The organism is Aestuariimicrobium ganziense, assembly GCF_015352975.1.
Lineage (GTDB): Bacteria > Actinomycetota > Actinomycetes > Propionibacteriales > Propionibacteriaceae > Aestuariimicrobium > Aestuariimicrobium ganziense.
In genome coordinates this window covers 193,200-213,783 of the sequence record NZ_JACYIZ010000004.1, presented here as the reverse complement: position 1 = coordinate 213,783, position 20,584 = coordinate 193,200, and the positions used below count along the sequence as shown (strand labels likewise).

Sequence of the window (20,584 nt, the reverse complement as noted above, 5' to 3'; positions counted from 1 at the left end):
GATCACTCCTTCAGCCGGTGTCAGCCCTTGACCGCACCGAAGATGACGCCCTTGGTGAAGTGACGCTGCACGAAGGGGTAGATCATCAGGATCGGCACCAAGGCCAGCACCACGACAGCCATCTGGATGGGCAGACCGGTGACCTGTCCTTCACGGATGTCGATCTGGCCCGGGTCGGCCCCGGGCATCGCCTGCCCCTGCAACACGTAGCTGCGCAGCACCAGCTGCAGCGGCCACTTGGTGTTGTCGTTGATGTAGAGCATGGCGTTGAAGAAGGCGTTCCAGTAGCCCACGCCGTAGAACAGTGCGACCACAGCGATCACCGCACGTGACAGCGGCACCACGATCGTGGACAGGATGCGCCACTCCCCCGCGCCATCGATGCGGGCGGCCTCGATGATCGCCGGCTCGATGGCCATGAAGAAGTTGCGCGTGATCAGCACGTTGAACGCCGAGACCGCACCCGGCAGGATCAGCGCCCACAGCGAGTTGAGCAGCCCGAGGTTGCTGATCAGCAGGTAGCTGGGAATCATGCCGGCACCGAAGAACATGGTCATCAGGAAGATGAACAGGATCGGGCGGTGGCCGAACGAGGTCGGCTTCGACAGGCCCCAGGCGGCCAGGATGGTCAACGTGGTCGACAGCAGGGTGCCAACGCCGGTGACGAACACCGACACACCGACGGCCCTGGTGACGATGCCACCGGCGATGATCTGCCGGTAGGCGGCGATGGTGAGCTCGTCGGGCAGGACGACCATGCCTCCGGCACGGGTGACGGCGGCGTTGGTCGAGAACGAGGTGATGATGATCGACCACAGCGGGAAGATCACCGTCAGCACGATGATGGTCAGCAGCACGCCCTTGGAGATCTTGGTGATCGCCTTGGGCTCCTCCTGGTAGACCGGTCGATTGGGGTTGCGCCGACGTACGCGGCGCACCGTGCCCGGCTCGGGGGCAGGGGTGATCGGGGCCTCGGCCGACCCCAGTGTGGGAACAGATCCGGTACTCATGCTTTCTGGTACACCCCCGCCTCACCCACCATGTGGGCCAACTTGTTGGCGCCCAGCACCAACATCAGACCGACGACGCCCTTGACCAGTCCAGCGGCTGTGGCGAAGCCCCAGTCACCGGCGATGACGCCCTGGTAGTAGACGAAGGTGTCGATGACCTCCGACGTGTCTGCGCCGACGGCGGCGCGTTGCAGAATCAACTGCTCGAAGCCGACGCTCAGCGCATCACCCAACCGCAGGATGAGCAGCAGGATGACCACTGGTCTCAGCGCCGGGAGCGTGACGTGCCACATTCGACGCCACCAGTTGCCGCCGTCGATGGCGACCGCTTCGTGCAACGCTGGATCGACCGTCGACAGTGCGGCCAGGAAGATGATGATGCCCCAGCCCGCGTCCTTCCAGATCGACTGCGAGGTGATCAGGATCAGGAAGGTGTCGGGGTTGGTCATCAGGTCGAAGGGCTGCCTGCCGTTCTGCAGCAGCACCCGGTTGACCAGACCAGCACCACCGAACATCTGCTGGAAGACCGTGACCACGATCACCCAGCTGAAGAAGTGCGGCAGGTAGACCACCGACTGGATGAAGGTGCGCACCTTGGTCGACAGCACGCTGTTGAGCAGCAGGGCCAGGATGATCGGCACCGGGAAGTAGAACACCAACTGGAACCCGGTGATGATCAGCGTGTTCTTCACCGCCAGCGCGAAGCGCTCGTTGGTGAACATCCGCTCGAAGTTGTCCCAGGCGATGAAGGCGCTGCCGCGGAACCCGCGGGCCGGGCGGTAGTCCTGCCAGGCGGCGATGTTGCCGGCCATCGGCAGGTAGGCGAACAGCAACAGCAGCAGCACGGCCGGCAGGGTCATCAGGATCAGCGACCGGTCGCGCTTGAAGCGGGTCCACGCGCTCAGCTTGCGCGTGGGCGCCGCCGGCGCTCGCCGCCCCCGACGGGGGCGACGAGCGAAGTCTCCGGTGGTGGAGTCGGCGGCGTCCATGGAGGTGGACGACGAACTCACTGCTCGTCCAACACCTTCTGGTAGATGCCGCGCAGCTCCTCGCCGCCGTTCTTCTTCCAGGTCTCGACCGCGGCGTCCAGGTCCTTCATGGTCTTGCGGCCACGGCTGATGTCCTTCTCGAGGTCACCGAACGGCGAGTCGAGAGCGGCCAGGCGCGTCGGCACGGCGATGTTCATGCCGTAGAAGGCAGGCTCCTTGAAGAACTTGGCGGTGTTGTTCACCCACTCCGAGTAGGCCTTGACGAAGCCGGGGAACTGCACCTTGGCGACCGACGGCGGCGGGCTGGCCAGGAAGATGTAGGTCGGCTGCACCTCGGTGGTGCCCAGCGCGTTCAACTTCGGCAGCTTGTCGGCGTCAAGGGTGTAGTGCGTGCCCTCGATGCCGTAGTTGACCAGGTTGTACTCCTCGGTGCCGAACGGCGAGGCGAGGAAGTCGGCGATCTTGAGGATCTCCTTGATCTTCTCCTCCGACAGGCCCTTCTTGATCGCCGAGAAGATGCCCATGGCCGGGCCCTTCCAGACGACGGGGTCTCCGGAGCCCGAGCCGATCACCGGCATGGGCAGCTGGCTGTACTGGGGGTTGTTGGGCAGCTGGCGCTGCAGGGCTTCGGCCCAACCACCGATGCCGTCCGACATCATCATGGTCTGACCCGACTCGAAGCGCTGCTTGCCGTCACCGGTACCGGCGACCGCATCCGGGTGCACGACGCCAGCCGCGAAGAACTTCGCGTTGTTGGCGATGGCGTCGCGGTACTCCTGGGTCTCGTAGCGGTGGATCAGCTTGTCGCCCTCGATCTTCCACTTGGCCGGCACGGCGAACTGGTTGAACGACGGGGTCTGCATGTCGTCGGTGCCGTAGCGGCCGGCGGAGGCGCTGGTGAGCTGCTTGGCGAGCTCGAGCACCTCGTCCGGAGTGGTGGGCAGATCCTTGATGCCCTCCTTCTCGAACAGGTCGGCCCGGTAGAACAGCACGTTGGGAATGCCGGCGTCGGGCATCGGGATGCCGATCAGGGTGTCGCCGTAGACCGAGTAGCGCCACGAGTCGGTCGGGATCGAGGCCAGGTTCGGGTACTCGTTGACCTTGTCGCCACCGATGTAGGGCGACAGGTCGGTGAACAGCGCGGTGGCGTCGTCGGAGAAGCTCGCCGGCAGGTTCCAGGTGGTCAGGCACATCCAGTCGGGCATGTCCTTCTGCGAGGCCAGCACCGTCGACATCTTGTCGCCGTAGGTGTTGCCGTCGGAGATCTGGAAGGTCAGCTTCGCGCCCAGGCGCTCGTTGATGCCGTCGAAGTACTTGTTGCCCGAGGTGCGCGGGATGGCTCCCCACAGCGGGGTCATCACGGTGAGGGCCTGACCGGTGCCCGGGGGCTGGTCGTAGACCTTGACGTACTCGGCCGGGATCTTCTCGAAGCCGTTGGCCGGCGGCGGGTAGTCCGGGCTCACGTACTCCTTGAGCGTGTAGTTGGGCAGCTTCTGGTCGGGGCCGGCCGAACCACCGTTCGTCCCACCACCGTTCGGGCTGTCCGTACCGGCACCATCAGTGCGGCAACCAGCCAACAGCGACGATCCTGCGATGGCGGTGGCTCCGAGGCCCAAGGCCCCGATGAAGCCGCGTCGCGACAAACCGTTACTCATGTGTCACTTCCTTGTGCGATGGAGCGGCCACACGGTGTGGCCTCGTCGAAGCGATTCGACTCGACCACCGTAGGCGGTCCTGCCTGGAATCCAAGGGATGGTGAGTCACTTCGTTGCCATATCGTTGCATGGCAGAACAAAAGACGCAATGATGGGGTCCGGAATTTCGTCGCACGGACTTCGACAGCCGACGACTGTCCACTTCACCGGGAGCCTCGCATGACGCCCAAACCCAGTCTGTCCAGCGAAGATCTCGTCCACGCGGTCGAGACGCTGCTCGCGCAGCTGTCGGACGCCCAGGTGGTGGCACTGCTGCACCAGCACCAACCAGCCATCCCCGAACACGGGTTGCAGGCCTTCCACACCGGGCAGGAGGCAGCCCACGGAGTGGCCTGGGTGGGGGTCGCCACGGTGTTCCCGCAGCCGGTCGGCATGGCTGCCACGTTCGACGCCGACCTCGTCCGCGAGATCGGTGAGGCGGTCGGGGTGGAGTTGCGCGCCAAGCACGCCCAGGATCCGGTCGAGCACGGCCTGAACGCGTGGGCGCCCGTGGTCAACCCGCTGCGCCACCCGCGTTGGGGACGCAACGAGGAGGGTTGGTCTGAGGATCCCTACGTCACCGGATGGCTGGCCTCGTCCTACGCCCGGGGGCTGCGCGGCGACCACGAGGTGTTCTGGCGGGTCGTCCCCACGTTGAAGCACCTGCTCGCCTACAACAACGAGACCGACCGCTGCACCTGTTCGGCCTCGCTGTCGCCGCGAGTGGTGCACGAGTACGAACTGCCGGCCTTCCAGGTGCCGGTCGCCCACGGCAGTGCCGGCGCGGTGATGCCGTCGTACAACCTGGTCAACGGGCGACCCACCCACGTCAGTGCCGAGTGGATCGACGAGCTGCGCCAGATCGCCCCTGACCTGGTCACCGTCTCCGATGCGTATGCGCCGACCAACCTCACCGAGGCCCAGCGCACCCACCCCACCCGCGCCGCCTCGCACGCTGCCGCGGTCCGGGCCGGCCTCGACTCGTTCACCGACGCCGACAAGCGCAGCGAGACCACGATCACCGCTCTGCAGCAGGCACTGGACGAGAACCTGCTGACCATGGACGAGGTGCGGGCTGCGGCACGGCGCCTGCTGCTGATGCGGGCGCTCACCGGTGAACTCCACCCTGACTCGGACCCCTTCGTGGTCGGGCCCGACCAGATCGACACCCCCGAGCACCGCGACCTCGCCCGACGCTCAGCCCAGTCGCAGGTGGTGGTGCTGCACAACAACGGCGTGCTGCCATCCAGTCCGGGCTGGCGGCTGGCCGTGGTCGGACCGTTGGCCGACACGGTCAAGAGCGACTGGTACTCCGGCACCCCACCGTACGAGGTGGGCATCGCGTCCGCCGCCGGCCAGGCCGGCTGGCAGGTCAGTCACGACGACGCCGCCGACCAGGTGCGGTGGCACAGCACCGAGGCTGCCACCCGGGGGCAGGTGCTCACCCGCGACCAGGACGGCTTCCTGGTGGTAGCCCCAGCCGACGACGCGGCCACCCACCGGGTGACCGACTGGGGTGATGGCACCCTGACCATCGCCGACGACGCCACCGGGCTGCTGTGGAGCGGACGCCACAACGGCATGATCGGCATCGATGCCACGAGGCCGGGCGGCTGGGTCTGCCAGGAGGAGTTCCGCGAGCACGCCTGGGACGACGGCACCGTCTCGATCGAGCACGTGGGCTCGCGACGCTGGTTGCGCATCGAGCAGTTCGGCGACCTGGTCAGCGCCACCGCCCTGCGACTGGACGAGGCGTCGCGCTTCACCCGTGACCTGGTCTCGTCCGCTCGCACCCGGGTGGAGGCGCTGGCGGCCGAGGTGGACGAGGTCTGGGTGGTGGTGGGCAACGATCCGCACCTGCTCGGCCGCGAGACCGCCGATCGCCCCAGCCTCGACCTGCCGCACGCACAGCGAGCCATCTGTGAGGCTGCGCTCGGCCACGACGCCCCCACCGTGCTGGTCGTGGTCTCGTCCTACCCCTACGCGCTGGGTGACCTGGTCGACCGGTGCGATGCCGTGGTGTGGAGCTCGCACGCCGGGCAGGAACTGGGCCATGCAGTGGCCGACGTGGTCTCGGGGGCGGTGGAGCCGCGGGCCCGCCTCGCCCAGACCTGGTGGGCCAGCGAGGACGACATCGGTGACCTGTTCGACTACGACGTCATCGGGTCGGGTCTGACCTACCAGTACAACGAGGCCACACCGCAGTTCGCGTTCGGGCACGGCCTGGGCTACTCCCCGGTCGACTACTCGCAGTTCGTCCTCGACCGGCAGCACGTCCGCGTCGAGCAGCCGGCGCACGCTCGGGCACTTCCTCCCGACGACACGGTTGCCGTCGCCTCGGTCACCCTCGCCAACACCGGCGAGCGGGTCGTCCACGAACTGGTGCAGCTCTACGCCTCGTCGCTCGACCATCCGCTGGCCGCGCCACGACGCGTGCTGCTGGCCACGCAGTGGGTGGAACTGCAGCCCGGCGAACGGGTCGAGGTCGACGTGCCGGTCACCACCCAGCGGTTGGCGACCTGGTCGGTGCGCACGCAGTCGTGGCGCGTGGAACCGTCACGGTGGCAGATCTTCGTCGGCCACGACTGCCTCACCGCCTGCGGTGAGGCCGAGCTGGTGGTGGAGGCCGACCCCGCTCCCCCGCACAGCTGGCCGCTGACGGCGTGGAACGCCGACCACCATGCCCGGGTGCAGTTCATCGCGACCTCGGACGAGCGAGGCTCGGCCGCAGCTGTCGAGCCCGGTGCGGACCAGGCGGTGGTGAGGTGGGACGAGGTCGCCGTCACCGGACCCGTGACGGTGCGAGCGCGGCGGGGTCGAGACGAGGGCGGACTCGAGGTCGCGTGGGCCGACCAGACCCACGACGTCGAACTGCCCACCCAGGCGTGGGGCGACGTCCACCTCGATCTGCCACCGGGCGAAGGCTCGCTTGAGCTCAGGATGACGGGTTCTGCGCAGGTCTGGCGGATCGACCAGGCGACGTGAGGGTGCCCCGGGTCAGCTGAGGCGGACGCCGAGCAGCTCGGTTCCGCCGGCCCCACCGACCACGGTGATGCCGGTGTCGTCGATCTGAACCTCGGGTGACGAAGGGGATGATTCGGCGACCACGGCCTCGGCTGAGGTCGCTCGTCCGCGCACCCGGAAGCGGGCGGTCTCACCGGGCCGCAGCACGAGCACGTGTTCACCGGCCCGGGCTCGCTCGCGCGGATCAGCGGCGAACGGGTTGATGCCCTGGTCACCGCCGCGGTACTCGATGGTGTGGCCGTCGGCGGCACGCACGCCGGCTCCCTGCCCGGCGTCCCAACGGTGCTCGGCGGCGTAGGCGGGTACGAAGCCTGCCGGGGCCTGCAGCAGGGCATCGACGATCTCGCCGTGCCAACGGCAGTTCGACAACCGGAAGGCCTCGAGCACCTCGTCCAGCAACCGCTGCGCGACCTCGGGCGCCGGGCCCTGCGATCGCCTCTCAGCGGCGGCGACCACCTCGTCCCACCCCTGGGGGGCGGGGGCATCAGCTGGGGACGAGGGGTTCTCGAGCTTTTTCCACGGCCAGAAGTTCCACGAGATGCCGAGTTGCTCGTAGCTGCCGAAGGCGGCGCGCATCCACTCGACGCTGTTCTCGCCACCCTCCCCCATGTAGAGCGGAAGGCCCAGCCGTGCCGCGGGTTCGATGAACTTGGCCAGTCCGTCACGGTCGGGGGCGTCCCAGTAGCGGTGGAACTGCAGGCAGGAGTTCTCGTCCCAGACCTGGTCGAAGATCGAGAAGTTGGTCGACCAGTGGCTGCCCTCGTACATCAGCAGGTGCTCGCTGTCGACTGCGCGGATGGCGCTGGTCAGGTCGCGGTAGAGGGGGACCAGGTCATTGGCGTGCAGGTGCTGGAACTCGTCGCGACAGGGCTCGTTGAGCAGGTCGTAGCCCATCACGGTGGGTTCGTCGCGGTAGCGGGTCGCGAGCTCGGTCCACAGCGACAGGCACCAGCTGCGGTAGGGCTCGTCGAACACCTCGGGCCGGTCATGCTCGGAGTCGTCGATGTTGGCCCCGGTCTGCCCTCCGGGGGCGCCGTGCAGGTCGAGCAGCACCAGCAGTCCGGCGTCGCGGCACCAGCCGATGACGTCGTCCAGCCGGCGAAAACCCTCGTCGCCGAACTGGCCGTCGGCGTTCATGAACAACCGCCAGTTGAACGGCACCCTGATGTGGTCGAAGCCGCACTCGGCGATCCTGGCGACGTCGTCGCGGGTGAAGAACTGGTCGCGGAACCTCGTCCAGAAGGTGGCTGCGTACCGCTCCCCGGCCAGGTTGACGACCAGTTGCTCCATCAGTCGGGGGCGAGTCGCTCCGTCGAAGAAGCGCCACATGTAGCCCTCGGGCAGCAGCCAGTTGCCGATGCCGACCCCGCGGAAGAGCCGTGGCTCGCCGTCCAGGTCGAGCAGGTCGGTGCCTCGGCGGCGGACGAAGCGGGTGGTGGCAGGGCCCGTATCAGGCATGGGGTGTTCCTTGGTCGAGGATGAGGGGGGTCAGCCAGGAGGCGGGGTCGCTCAGCACTGCTTCGAGTGCTGCGACCGCGGCTCCCCACGAGGCGGGTGAGGCGTCGAGGGCCACGGTTTCGACGGTGGGCGGTGCGTAGGGGGCGGCGAGCACACGGGTCTGCAACTCAGCGACCATGGCCGCGGTCAGGTGGTCGCCGAGTTGGCCCAGGTGACCACCCATCACCACCTGTGACACGTCGAGCAGGTTCAGCGCACCAGCCACGGCGATGCCGAGCGCGCGTCCGGCCACCTGTACCGCACCGACAGCCCGGGGGTGCCCTGCGGCCAGTGCTGCGGCCAGCTGCTGGCGGTCGGTGACCCCCGCAGCGGTCAGCAGTCCTCGCAGACCTGCCACGGTCTCCAGGCATCCGCGGGCACCACAGCCGCACAGGTCGCCGCGTGGGTCGACGTAGGTGTGGCCGATCTCGCCGGCCCAGCCGTGGCTACCGGTGATCAGTCGGCCGGCTGAGACCAGCGCCGACCCGATGCCGACCTCACCCGACAGGTACAGGAAGTCCGACCACGGTGAGCGTCGACCGGGAGCGATCCTGGCCACACTGAGCGCGGCGAAGTCGGCCTCGTTGCCGACGATGACCTGCCCCGGCATGCCCATCGCGTCCGCCAGCCCGGACGCAGCGTCGACGTCGTGCCAGTCCAGGTTCGGGGCGCGCAGCAGCACTCCTCGGGAGGTGTCGACCAGACCGGGCAGGGCCAGCCTGACGCCGGTCAGTCGACTGCTCGGGGGCAGGCCGTCGAGCGCCTCGTGGGCGAGGGCTGCCAGACGGGTGAACACGTCATCTGGCGTGGCACTGGTCAGGTCGGTCTCGACGACCCGCTCGGAGACCACCTGACCGGACAGATCGACCACGCGGGCAGCCATCAGGCCGATGTTGGCCTCGAGCCCCAGCCCGACGAACGACGACTGGGCCGGCGTCAGCGGCACACCGGGGCGGCCGCGCTGGCCCCCCACCCGCGGTTCACCCTCCTCGACCAGACGATGGGCGACCAGTTCGTCCACCAGCCGCGACACGGTCGATCTAGTCAGGCCGGTGCGCAGGGCGACATCGGCGCGCGTCAGCGGCGACTCCGAGAAGATCACCTGCAGCACGGTCGCGAGGTTGAGCTCGCGCAGGCTGCCCTGGTTGGCGCCAGACGAGCGCGCCGCATCGGGCGACGCCGGGCTCGATGCCGGGTCACGTCTGCGACGCTCGCCGCTGGTTGCCATGGCTGCTTCCCTCCCTGGATTCGACCCTCACCGTATCCAGACCAGCACCCTTGACCTGCAGCACGTCGGATCGATATGTTTCATCGTAGAACAAAACCACCTCAGAGGAGAGCTCCATGGTCCGCACACCCACCCCCGACGACAAGTTCTCCTTCGGCCTGTGGACGATCGGCTGGACCGGCACCGACCCGTTCGGCGTGCCCTCTCGTCCAGAACTCGACCCGTGGGAGTACGCCGAGGGCCTGGCCGAACTGGGCGCCTGGGGCATCACCTTCCACGACAACGACGTCTTCGCCTTCGACGCCACCGACGACGAGCGCTCCGCCCGCGTCGGCCAGCTCAAGGACGCGGCTGGCAAGGCCGGACTCGTCATCGAGATGGTGACCACCAACACCTTCACCCACCCCGCGTTCAAGGACGGCGGCCTCACCTCCAACGACCGCTCGGTGCGCCGCTTCGGGCTGCGCAAGATCCTGCGCAATGTCGACCTCGCCGCCGAACTGGGTGCCAGCACCTTCGTCATGTGGGGCGGCCGAGAGGGCGCCGAGTACGACTCGTCCAAGGACCTCTACGCCGCGCTCGAGCGCTACAAGGAGGGTCTCGACACCGTCGCCAGCCACATCAAGACCCAGGGCTACGACCTCAAGATCGGCCTGGAGCCCAAGCCCAACGAGCCGCGCGGTGACATCTTCCTGCCCACCGTCGGGCACGCGCTGGCGCTGATCGCCGAACTCGAGCACGGCGACATCGTCGGGCTCAACCCCGAGGTCGGCCACGAGCAGATGGCCAACCTCAACTACACCCACGCCCTGGCCCAGGCGATGTTCAGCGGCAAGCTGTTCCACATCGACCTCAACGGCCAGCGCGGCCTGAAGTACGACCAGGACCTGTGCTTCGGTCACGGCGACCTGATGAGTGCCTTCTTCACCGTCGACCTGCTGACGAACGGCTTCCCGGCCTCACCCGACGCCCCCCGCTACGACGGCCCGGTGCACTTCGACTACAAGCCGTCGCGCACCGAGGGCATGCAGGGCATCTGGGACTCCGCGAGCGCCAACATGGAGACCTGGTTGCTGCTGGCCGACAAGGCCCGGGCCTTCCGCGCCGACCCCGAGGTGCAGCAGGTGATGAAGGACGCCTCGATCTACGAGTTGTCCGAGCCGACGCTGGCCGAGGGCGAGTCGCTGGCCGACTTCCTGGCCGCCGACGAGCCGTTCGACGCCGACGCCGCGGGCGCTCGCGAGTACGGCTTCGTCAAGCTGCAGCAGTTGGCGATCCGCCACCTGATCGGCTGACCGACGATGGCGAGGACGCTCGTCGCGGGGGTGGACTCGTCCACCCAGTCGTGCAAGGTGCTGGTCTGCGACGCCGAGACCGGTGAGGTGCTGCGGCAGGGGCAGGCCGCCCACCCCGACGGCACCCAGGTGCACCCCGAGCACTGGTGGCAGGCCCTGCAGACCGCGATCGCCCAGACCGGCGGCCTGGACGACGTGGCTGCGGTGTCGGTCGGCGGGCAGCAGCACGGCATGGTCTGCCTCGACGAGAGCGGCGAGGTGGTGCGTGAGGCGCAGTTGTGGAACGACACCAGCTCAGCCGGAGCCGCCCGCGACCTGGTCGACGAGCTCGGCCCCGAAGCCTGGGCCGAGGCGATCGGGTCGGTGCCGGTGGCCTCGATCACGCTGACCAAGCTGCGCTGGCTGGCCGAGCACGAGCCCGACAACCTCGCCCGCACCGCAGCGGTCTGCCTGCCACACGACTACCTGACCTGGCGGCTGACCGGCTCGCGCGACGTGACAACCCTGGTCACCGACCGGTCGGACGCCTCGGGCAGCGGCTGGTTCGACTCGGTGGGCAACCGTGAGCGTCGTGACCTCCTTCGGCACGCGATCGGCGCCAAGGGCGACGCGATCGTGGTGCCGCAGGTGCTCGGCCCGCGTGACCGGGTGGCTGTGCCCATGGCAGGGACCGGCGCCGTGCTCGGCCCGGGCTGTGGCGACAACGCCGGTGCTGCGTTGGGTCTGGGCCTCGACCCGGGGCAGACCTCCGTGTCGATCGGCACGTCGGGGGTGGTGGCGGCGGTCTCGTCCACCCCCACCCACGACCGCACGGGACTGGTCACCGGGTTCGCCGACGCCACCGGCCACTGGCTGCCGCTGACCGCGACGATCAACGGTGCCCGGGTGCTGGAGTCGACCGCCCGCCTGCTCGGCGTCGACCATGCCGGGCTCTCGGAGTTGGCGCTGGCGGCAGAGCCGGGTGCCGGTGGCTTGGTGAACGTCTGCTTCCTCGACGGGGAGCGCACCCCCAACCTGCCCGAGGCCACCGGGTCGCTGCTCGGCATGAGCCTGGCGTCGCTGACCAGGCAGAACCTGGCCCGGGCCGCGGTTGAGGGACTGCTGTGCCTGATGGCGTTCGGTCTGGCGGCGGTGCGTGCCCAGGGCGTCGACATCGAGCAGGTCACTCTGATCGGCGGCGGGGCACGGTCTGAGGCAGTGCGCCGACTGGCGCCGGCTGTGCTGGGCCTGCCCGTGGTCGTCCCCGAACCGATGGAGTTCGTGGCGCGCGGCGCGGCACGGCAGGCGGCGTGGGTGCTGTCGGGTGCGGACGAGCCACCGACCTGGTCGCTGCCCGGCTCGCAGGTGTTCGAGGCGGACGACCAGCCGTGGCTCAGGGATCGCTGGAACGAGGCCGTGGCAGGGCTGTACCCGTCGACGGTGGGTGCCACGCCGAAGGCGTAGTCCCGGCGGCACTATCCTGTCGGCATGAGTCAGGTGCCCCAGCGGATCGGTGATGCCGAACGTGATGCTGCCATCGAGGCGCTGCGTGAGCACCACGCCAAGGGTCGGCTCACCATCGAGGAGTTCGACGAGCGGATGCAGACCGCCCTGTCGGCCAAGGTGGCCAGCGACCTGCAGCCGCTGTTCAGTGACCTGCCCCGCGACCCGGCAGCGGCTGTCGAGTTCCTGCCCGCGCTGCGTCCGAGCGGGATGGCGCTGGCGGACGCCTCGACGCCGGCGTCGGTGTCGGTGTGGCGCCCGCAGGACGAGGCCGAGTACGAGCGGCTGACCCGGCTCGACCGCACCCTGGGGTGGGTGCACGCGGTGGGTTGGCCGCTGGTCATCGTGATCAACATCTTCGCCGGCTTCGACCTCTGGTGGCTGTTCATCGTGATGGGCGTGGTGGTCGGGTCGCTGCACGGCTCGGTCGAGGACCGTCGCAACAAGCTCAAGAAGCGTCGTGCCCGCGCCGGCCTGCCACCGCATCCCGATGACGAGGACGATGACGACGAGGACGACGACGAGGATCGCAAGCCCAAGAAGTCGAAGAAGGCGAGCTGATCACGGCGGGCGCCCCACCCGATGCGGCTGTGCCACAGTGGATGCTGTCCGTCACCACCCGAGGAGATTCCATGGGCGCCCCCATCAACGAACAGCCTGACCCGATCAGCTTCCACCGCGACGACGCCGGCCAGCGCTACGTGATCGAGTACGACGGCAAGCGGATCGGCCTGATCGACTTCCGGGTCGCCGGCGACGGCCTGATCGCCCTCCCCCACACCGAGGTGGACGAGGAGTACGGCGGCCGCGGCTTCGCCGGCCGCCTCACCCGGTTCGCCCTGGACGACATCCGCGAGCGCGACCTGAAGATCGTCGACCGCCCGCTGTGTCCCTACATTCGCGACTGGATCGGCAAGCACCCCGAGTACAAGGACCTGCGCGCCTGACCTCTCCGCTCAGGCTCGGAACCAGACCGTCGTGTTCGCAGGCACCTCGCCCGAGACCTCGTCCGACGAACTCGACAGCAGCACCTCCGCGCCCGCCAGCACCTCGGGCACATCGGCCGCGGCTTGGGTGAAGTTGGTGACGCTGTGCCACCCACCCGGGCGCTCGACGTGCAGCACGCCCTCGCCACTGTCGTGGAAGGTGACGGTCTCGTCGCCCAGCAGGCCGCGGCGCAGGCCCAGCGCCTTGCGGTACAGGTTGAGCATCGAGGAGGGGTCCTCGTCCTGCACCGACACGGCGAAGTCGGCGAACCACTCCGGCTGCGGCAGGTGTGCCGGCGCCACCTGGTCACCCACGCCGAACCCGTACGAGGTGCCGGTCGGCGTCCACGGCAGCGGCACGCGACAACCGTCTCGTCCCTTGTCGACCCCGGGTGAACGGAAGAACGTCGGGTCCTGGCGCTGGTCGTCGGCGATCTCGATGACCTCCTTCAGGCCCAGTTCCTCGCCCTGGTAGAGGTAGGACGAGCCGGGCAGCGCGAGGATCAGCATCGTGCCGGCAGCAGCGCGCCGTCGTCCCAGCTCCTCGTCGAACTCGGGTGCCGCACCGTCGGAGAGCACGTAGGCCTTGGCCGCGGCGGTGCCGGGCATGCCCTCCTGCTCACCGGCGCCGATCGGCAGTCCGTAGCGGGTGACGTGGCGGACGATGTCGTGGTTCGACAGCACCCAGGTGGTCGAGGCCCCTGACTGGTCGGCCAGCGCCAGGTTCGACTCGGCGATCTGGCGGAACGCGGCCGCGTCCCACGGCGCCAGCAGCAGGTCGAAGTTGAACGCCTGCCCCAGTTCGTCCGGCCGAGCGTAGGCGGGACGACGCTCCGAGGGCACCCACGCCTCAGCCACCGCCATCCGCGGCGGGTCGTACTCGTTGAAGACCTCACGCCAGCCCCGGTAGATGTCGTGCACACCGGGCAGGTCATTCAGCCGGTCGCACCCCATGATCGAGTTCGGGCTGCCCATCTCGGCCATCGTCGGCAGCGGCTCCGACAGATCCTTGACCATCAGGTTGGCCACGTCGACCCGGAAGCCGTCGACGCCGCGGTCGGACCAGAACCGCAGCGTGGTGTGGAAGTCGTCGATCACCTCGGGGTTGTCCCAGTTCCAGTCGGGCTGGGCCACGTCGAACATGTGCAGGTAGAACTGGCCGTCACCGACCGGCTCCCAGGCCGGACCACCGAACGACGCGGTCCACTCGGCCGGCGGCTTCGACTGGTCGTCACCCAGCCCGTCGCGGAAGATGTAGCGGTCGCGTTCGGGCGAGCCCTTGCCGGCCCTGAGCGCGTCCTGGAACCAGACGTGGCCCGAGCCGGAGTGGTTGGGGACGATGTCGACGATCACCCGGATGCCGCGCTCGTGCAGCGCAGCGACCAAGGCGTCGAAGTCGTCCAGCGTGCCCAGGCGCGGGTCGACGTTGCGGTAGTCGTCGACGTCGTAGCCGCCGTCGGCCAGCGCCGAGGGGTAGAACGGGCTCAACCAGACCGCGTCGACGCCGAGGGTGGCCAGGTGGTCGACCCGGCTGGTGATGCCGGCCAGGTCGCCGAGCCCGTCACCGTTCGCGTCGGCGAAGCTGCGCGGGTAGATCTGGTAGACCACCGCCTGCCGGTACCAGTTCGGGTCGTTGGTGAGCGTGGGCACGGCCGCCTCCTCGTCTTTGGGGTTGGTTCCCACGCTACCCGCAGACGACCGGCGCCACCGGGGTGGGGGCAAGGCCAGAGGCTGATGATGGGTTCCTGCCACTGGATCGCTGAAACGGGGCGAAATCCGAGGATTCGGCCGATCTGGTGGCAGGAAACCATCACCGAGACTGGTGGACCCCTGAAGCGGGGGTCTCGACAGGGTCGCTGCGCGACCTCCTCGACCGACGTTCTGACTCGCGGGCTGCTCGACCACCGGGTCTGGTTACGCGCGGACGACCTGCACCGCGAGACCGAGGTCGTCATCACGTGCCCAGTCGTCACCGGCGGCCTCGACCCGCTCGACCGCGGTGGCCAGCACCTCGTCGGCGATCAGGGTCTCGTGCGCCATGATCGCCTGGGCCAACTCTCCGTCAGCCGACCACTGCAGGGTGATCCGGTCCGAGACCTCGAGCCCCGACGCCTTGCGGGTCTCCTGCACCAGGCGGACGACCTCGCGGGCCAGGCCGGCCTGTACCAGTGCCGGGGTGAGTTCGAGGTCGAGAGCGACCGTCTCGCCCTGCTCGTTGACCACGCTCCAGCCCTCGCGGGGACGCTCGGAGATGATCACCTCGTCGGCGCCGACCTGCGTGCCACCTTCGTAATCGACTGTCGCGACGCCATGGGCAGCCAAGTCAGCCGCCAGCACAGCCGCGTCCGACGCGGCGATCGCCGCCGCCACCAGCGGTGTCTCCTTGCCGAACCGCCTGCCGAGCGCCCGGAAGTTGCCCTTGGCCGAGAAGTCGACCAGGTCTCCGGCACCGGCGAACGACTGCACCGCCTCGACGTTCAACTCCTGGCGCACCTCGGCCAGCAGCCCCTCGTCCAACTGGGCGAACGCCTGCGACGGGATCAGCACCCGCGAGAGCGGCTGGCGGGTCTTCATCTTCGACTCCGCGCGCGCGGCTCGTCCCAACTCGACCAACCGACGGGTCAGCGTCATCGACCGATCCAAGTCGGTGTCGATCTTCGACTCGTCAACGGTGGGCCAGTCCGACAGGTGCACCGAGGTCGGGGCATCGGGATCGGTGTCGCGCACCAGGTCCTGCCAGACCCGCTCGGTGACGAACGGGGTCAGCGGGGACATCACCTGGGTCAAGGTCACCAGGGTGCTGTGCAGGGTCGACAGCGCACCGGGATCGCCGTCCCAGAAGCGGCGGCGCGACCGGCGGACGTACCAGTTCGACAGCAGGTCGACGAACTCGGCGACCGCCGACCCCACGGCCTGGGTGTCGTAGTTCTCCATCGAGTGAGTCACCTGGGCGACCAGCGACTGGGTCGACGAGGTCAGCCAGCGATCCATCACGTGGTCGGACTCGACCAGACCGTCGGCGGGCGACCAGTCGTTCGTCCGCGCGTAGAGCGCTTGGAACGCGACGGTGTTCCAGTAGGTCAGCAGCACCTTGCGGACGATCTCCTGCAGGGTGGTGTGACCCACCCGGCGGGCCGCCCAGGGCGAGCCACTGGCGGCCATGAACCAGCGCACCGCGTCGGCGCCGTGCTGTTCCATCAGCGGCACAGGCAGCAGGATGTTGCCCAGGTGCTTGCTCATCCGCTTGCCGTCCTCGGCGAGGATCAGCCCCAGGCAGAGCACGTTCTTGTAGCTGGACTGCTCGAACACCAGCGTGCCGACCGCCATCAGCGTGTAGAACCAGCCGCGGGTCTGGTCGAGTGCCTCGGCGATGAAGTCGGCCGGGTAGTTCTGCTCGAGCTTCTCGGCCGAACCCTCGACCCACGGGTAGCCCCACTGGGCGAACGGCATCGAGCCGCTGTCGAACCACGCGTCGATCACCTCGGGCACGCGCCGGAAGGTGCCCTCGACCCCGGGCAGGGTGAAGGTGACGTCGTCGACGTAGGGCCGGTGCGGGTCGAGCCCGGACTGGTCGGTGCCGGTCAGCTCCGACAGTTCGGCCAGCGAGCCGACGCACACCATCTGGCTGGGGTCGAGTTCGTTGCGCCAGATCGGCAGCGGGGTGCCCCAGTAGCGGTTGCGGCTCAGCGCCCAGTCGATGTTGTTGTGCAGCCAGTCGCCATAGCGTCCGTGCTTGATGGTCTCGGGGAACCAGGTGGTGGCCTCGTTCTGGGCGATCAGTTCGTCCTTGATCGCGGTGGTGCGGATGTACCAGCTGGGCTGGGCGTAGTAGAGCAGCGCGGTGTGGCAGCGCCAGCAATGGGGGTAGGAGTGCTCGTAGTCGAGCTTCTTGAACAGCAGACCCTGCGCCTCGAGGTCGGCGACCAGGGCGGCGTCGGCGGTCTTGAAGAACTGTCCGCCGACCAGGGCGAGGTCGTCCTCGAAGGTGCCATCGGCACGCACTGGGTTGACCATCGGCAGTCCGTAGCGCCGGCAGGTGGCCATGTCGTCGGCGCCGAAGGCGGGGGCCTGGTGCACCAGACCGGTGCCGTCCTCGGTGGTGACGTAGTCGGCAAGGACGACGAAGTGGCTGGCCGTGCCGGTCTCGGGGCGAGCCGTTGCCTCGGGGAAGGTGACGAAGTCGAACGGACGCTGGTAGCTCCAGTTCTGCATCTCGCTGCCCTGGAAGCTGTCGGTGACCGTCCAGGCCGAGTCAGCCGCCGACAGATCGCCGAAGTTCTGCCTGGCCAGCGGTTCGGCGACCACGAGGGTCTCGTCGGCGGAGCTGACCGTGACGTAGGTGACCTCGGGGTGCACCGCCACGGCGGTGTTGCTGACCAGGGTCCACGGGGTGGTCGTCCACACCAGCAGCGAGGCCTTGCCGGCCAACGGGCCCGAGGTCAGCGGCATCCGCACGTAGACCGAGGGGTCGACGACATCCTCGTAGCCCTGGGCCAGTTCGTGGTCGCTCAGGGTGGTGCCGCAGCGCGGGCAGTAAGGGGCGACCCGGTAGTCCTCGACCAGCAGGCCCTTGTCGAAAATGGTCTTCAGCGCCCACCAGCAGCTCTGCACGTACTCCGGGGTCATCGTGACGTAGGCCTCGTCGAGGTTGACCCAGTAGCCCATCCGGTTGGTCATCACCTCGAACTCGTCGACGTGGCGCTGCACCGACTCGCGGCACTTGGCGTTGAACTCCTCGACCCCGAACGCCTCGATGTCGCCCTTGCCCGAAAAGCCGAGTTCCTTCTCGACGGCGAGCTCGACCGGCAGGCCGTGGCAGTCCCAGCCGGCCTTGCGCTCGACGTGGTAGCCGCGCATGGTGCGGTAGCGGGGGAAGACGTCCTTGAACACCCGGGCCTCGACGTGGTGGGTGCCGGGCGTGCCGTTGGCGGTGGGCGGACCCTCGTAGAAGGTCCAGTGCGGCCCGTCCTTGGTCTTGTCGAGCGAGGCGTCGAAGGTGTTCTCGCGCTGCCACAGCGCGAGCACCTCGTGCTCCAGGGCGGGGAAGTCGACGCCAGCGGGTACGGCGCGGTAGCGGTTCTGCGGGTCGGACATCTGGGCGGTTCCTTCGTGCGGAGTGTGACTCGACGGACGAAGGGACGAGGCACGGGCCCCGCGGTACCACCCTCCTTGGGGCGACGTCGTGCGACCTGGCCGCGTGGACGAGCCCCCGCTCTGCTGTGCCGCTGCCGGTTCTAGTGAGGTGGGACGACCCACCCGTTCTTCCGGCGGCTCCGAGGTGATGGCCCCATCAACGCCGTGCGACGTGGCCGAGTCTAGGGCAGGCGCTCGCGGCGCCCCAAGTCGGTTGCGTCGCGGGTGTTCGCGGACGAGGCGGTGTGCCCCTGTCACATGATCGTTCGACGGCTGTTGCCGCACGGTGACCCACGGTGCCGCCCGAGTTGGTGTGATCGAGCATCGGACGACAGGAGCACGCCATGGCCCGACGCCTACGCCACGCCAGCCACCGCCGAGCCCAGTGGGACCAGCGGCACCAGCCCCAGGTCAAGGCGCTCAACGTGTGGATCGAGTCGCTGGCCGACGCCCACCACGGCAGCCCTCCGCTGATCGCGCCGCACCACCGCGCCAGCCGGGCCGAGCTGCTGGTGATCGGGCCCGGCCCCACACCCGCGGCGGTCGGTCCGCACGGCACAGGACTGCTCTCGACCGAGAACGACGACGCGCCCAGCGCCCTGCTCGACCACCACCTGCGCCGGGTCGGGCTCGACCCCGACCTGTGCGTGCCGTGGGGTGCCGTGCCATGGTCAGGTGGATCCTCGTCCAGCCTCGACCTGCGGGCGGGCGCTCAGCTGCTGCCGGCGCTGGTCGACCTGCTGCCCCGGCTGAGGGTGGTGCTGGCGCTGGGCGGTACGGCCCAGGACTGCGTGACCTGGTACCTGCGCGACCAGCCCGAGCACCTGCGCAGCCGCGGCATCAGCCTGCTGCGCACCTACCAGTTGGCCACCCCGGTCGACGGCCCCGACGAGGTGCTGCGCACCGGTGCGGTCGAACGCGAACAGGGCGTCCGGACGACGTTCGCCCGGGTGGCGGAGCTGCTGGGCACGCCGGCCTCGCCCACCTTGGTCGCCTGACGGAGCTTGTCACACGAGGGCCAAGGGCTGAACCGGCCGACACCTACCCTTGGTCGGCATGGACGCCACCCCCACGCCGACCACACCATCGAACCGTTCGCGTCGGCAGCTGCTGGCCGCCGCGGGACTGACCACCCCTGACTGCCGCACTCACCGGCTGCGGTGTGCTCGGCGGGCGGTCGTCCACCACGACGACTGAGCAATCGAGCGGCCAGCAGGCCTCGTCGGGCCCTGCCGCCTCGAGCGCCACCCCGACACCGTCGGGCAGGACGACCGCCCCCGGCACCGTGCTGACCAAGGCCACTCCGACCCCGGTCGGCATCGACCTGTCCAGGCAGGCTGTCCGGGTGGCCGGGCCGCACCTGGGTCTGGCGGTGAAGGCCGAGGGCAGCCCGAGGCTCCCACCGGTGTGGGACCGGTTGGTGGCCAAGGGAAGCCCGGTCGGCGACCAGTTGCAGGCAGCCGAGGGCGAGGAGTGGTTGCTGGTGTCGCTGACGGCCTGGGCACCCTTGATTCCGACTGACAAGTACCGGGCGTCGTGCAGCGTGGTCGTCGGCGCCACCACGGTCGAGCTGACGAAGCTGCTCGGGCGCTTCGACCGGTACCTGGGCTATGACGGGCGCCACATCGCCGTCGCGGTCTCGGCGCCGGTCGGAGCCAAGGCGTCACTGGTGATCAGCGATCAGGGCAAGAAGGTCAGCCTCGACCTGCGCACCCTGCAGGTGTCGAAGGACGCCGACAGCACGGCGATGATGCTGGCCGCACGCCTCGAGACGGTCACCTACCAACCCGACAAGCTCGAGTGGAAGGGCGGGTGGGCTGACGGGCGCAACGTCGACGAGATGAAGTTCGGTGCTGACCTCGATGCCAAGGCCAGCTTCTTCACGCCAGGGAGCTCGGAAGACGGCTGGGCCAAGCCCGGACGAGTCTGGTTCCACGTCAAGTACCGGGGCACCTACCGGTCGACGTTTCACACCGCTCACCCTCGACTACGGTCAAGCCACCATCAGCCAGGGCAAGACGGTCTCCAGAGCACGCCCTGACAAGCTCAAGCTGCAGGATCTGTGGACCACGTTCCAGAACCAGACCATCACCTTCGACGTGCCGGCCGCGTTCGTCGGCGGCACCCTGAAGTTGGTCTTCCCGACCACCGTCACCATCAAGTACCGCGAAGGTCAGCGCGCCACCCACCGCCTGCGCGGCTCGGCGAAGTTGACCACGAAGGTGGCTGTCGCCTGGGGCTGAGGC

General features: G+C 68.8%; 15 protein-coding genes. 8 read left to right on the top strand and 7 right to left on the bottom strand.

Features of this window, described 5'->3' with window-relative positions; all coding sequences use genetic code 11:
• Window positions 1-20: 20 nt before the first annotated feature.
• Genes IE660_RS09135 through IE660_RS09125 form a run of 3 tightly spaced genes read right to left on the bottom strand, consistent with a single transcriptional unit; the run spans window position 21 to window position 3,654 of the window.
• Window positions 21-1,010: a carbohydrate ABC transporter permease gene (locus IE660_RS09135; RefSeq protein ID WP_203568048.1), complete on the bottom strand. Its 990-nt coding sequence runs from the start codon at window positions 1,008-1,010 to the stop codon at window positions 21-23.
• On the bottom strand, window positions 1,007-2,020 hold the full coding sequence (locus tag IE660_RS09130) for an ABC transporter permease (RefSeq protein ID WP_328701914.1): 1,014 nt from the start codon (window positions 2,018-2,020) through the stop codon (window positions 1,007-1,009). Before IE660_RS09130 ends, IE660_RS09135 begins: the two co-directional genes overlap by 4 nt.
• On the bottom strand, window positions 2,017-3,654 hold the full coding sequence (locus IE660_RS09125) for an extracellular solute-binding protein (protein ID WP_203568047.1): 1,638 nt from the start codon (window positions 3,652-3,654) through the stop codon (window positions 2,017-2,019). The genes IE660_RS09130 and IE660_RS09125 overlap by 4 nt, the downstream gene beginning before the upstream one ends.
• A gap of 219 nt (window positions 3,655-3,873) precedes the next feature.
• On the opposite strand from IE660_RS09125, the gene IE660_RS09120 reads away from it, so the two are divergent.
• A complete protein-coding gene (locus IE660_RS09120; protein WP_203568046.1) occupies window positions 3,874-6,678 on the top strand; it encodes a beta-glucosidase family protein in 2,805 nt (934 codons plus the stop codon).
• A gap of 12 nt (window positions 6,679-6,690) precedes the next feature.
• Here IE660_RS09120 and IE660_RS09115 read toward each other — a convergent pair whose 3' ends face one another.
• Together IE660_RS09115 and IE660_RS09110 are read right to left on the bottom strand one after the other, a co-directional pair.
• Complete coding sequence (locus tag IE660_RS09115; RefSeq protein ID WP_203568045.1) at window positions 6,691-8,175, bottom strand: glycoside hydrolase family 5 protein; 1,485 nt, start codon at window positions 8,173-8,175, stop codon at window positions 6,691-6,693.
• Window positions 8,168-9,442: an ROK family transcriptional regulator gene (locus IE660_RS09110; protein ID WP_203568044.1), complete on the bottom strand. Its 1,275-nt coding sequence runs from the start codon at window positions 9,440-9,442 to the stop codon at window positions 8,168-8,170. The genes IE660_RS09115 and IE660_RS09110 overlap by 8 nt, the downstream gene beginning before the upstream one ends.
• Before the next feature lie 116 nt (window positions 9,443-9,558).
• Between IE660_RS09110 and xylA the strand changes: the two genes are divergently transcribed.
• From xylA to IE660_RS09090, 4 genes are all read left to right on the top strand, one after another.
• Window positions 9,559-10,737: a xylose isomerase gene (gene xylA, locus IE660_RS09105; protein WP_203568043.1), complete on the top strand. Its 1,179-nt coding sequence runs from the start codon at window positions 9,559-9,561 to the stop codon at window positions 10,735-10,737.
• 6 nt (window positions 10,738-10,743) lie between these two features.
• Complete coding sequence (locus tag IE660_RS09100) at window positions 10,744-12,180, top strand: xylulokinase (protein ID WP_203568042.1); 1,437 nt, start codon at window positions 10,744-10,746, stop codon at window positions 12,178-12,180.
• A 24-nt stretch (window positions 12,181-12,204) separates the two neighbouring features.
• Entirely contained in the window at window positions 12,205-12,780 is a 576-nt protein-coding gene (locus tag IE660_RS09095) for a DUF1707 SHOCT-like domain-containing protein (protein ID WP_203568041.1), read from the top strand.
• Between the two features lie 71 nt (window positions 12,781-12,851).
• Window positions 12,852-13,166 (top strand): GNAT family N-acetyltransferase, encoded by a 315-nt coding sequence (locus IE660_RS09090; RefSeq protein ID WP_203568040.1) that lies wholly within the window; start codon window positions 12,852-12,854, stop codon window positions 13,164-13,166.
• Between the two features lie 9 nt (window positions 13,167-13,175).
• Here IE660_RS09090 and IE660_RS09085 read toward each other — a convergent pair whose 3' ends face one another.
• Both IE660_RS09085 and ileS read right to left on the bottom strand, forming a co-directional pair.
• The gene (locus tag IE660_RS09085) at window positions 13,176-14,855 is read right to left on the bottom strand and encodes a glycoside hydrolase family 13 protein (protein ID WP_328701912.1); all 1,680 of its coding nucleotides are present in this window, start codon (window positions 14,853-14,855) and stop codon (window positions 13,176-13,178) included.
• A 264-nt stretch (window positions 14,856-15,119) separates the two neighbouring features.
• Complete coding sequence (gene ileS / locus IE660_RS09080; protein WP_203568039.1) at window positions 15,120-18,299, bottom strand: isoleucine--tRNA ligase; 3,180 nt, start codon at window positions 18,297-18,299, stop codon at window positions 15,120-15,122.
• A 383-nt stretch (window positions 18,300-18,682) separates the two neighbouring features.
• Between ileS and IE660_RS09075 the strand changes: the two genes are divergently transcribed.
• From IE660_RS09075 to IE660_RS09065, 3 genes are all read left to right on the top strand, one after another.
• Window positions 18,683-19,336, top strand: coding sequence for a uracil-DNA glycosylase family protein (locus tag IE660_RS09075; RefSeq protein ID WP_203568038.1), 654 nt, complete (start codon window positions 18,683-18,685; stop codon window positions 19,334-19,336).
• Window positions 19,337-19,500: 164 nt separating this feature from the next.
• Window positions 19,501-20,379, top strand: coding sequence for a hypothetical protein (locus tag IE660_RS09070; protein ID WP_203568037.1), 879 nt, complete (start codon window positions 19,501-19,503; stop codon window positions 20,377-20,379).
• Window positions 20,380-20,437: 58 nt separating this feature from the next.
• Complete coding sequence (locus IE660_RS09065; RefSeq protein ID WP_203568036.1) at window positions 20,438-20,581, top strand: hypothetical protein; 144 nt, start codon at window positions 20,438-20,440, stop codon at window positions 20,579-20,581.
• Window positions 20,582-20,584: the final 3 nt, after the last annotated feature.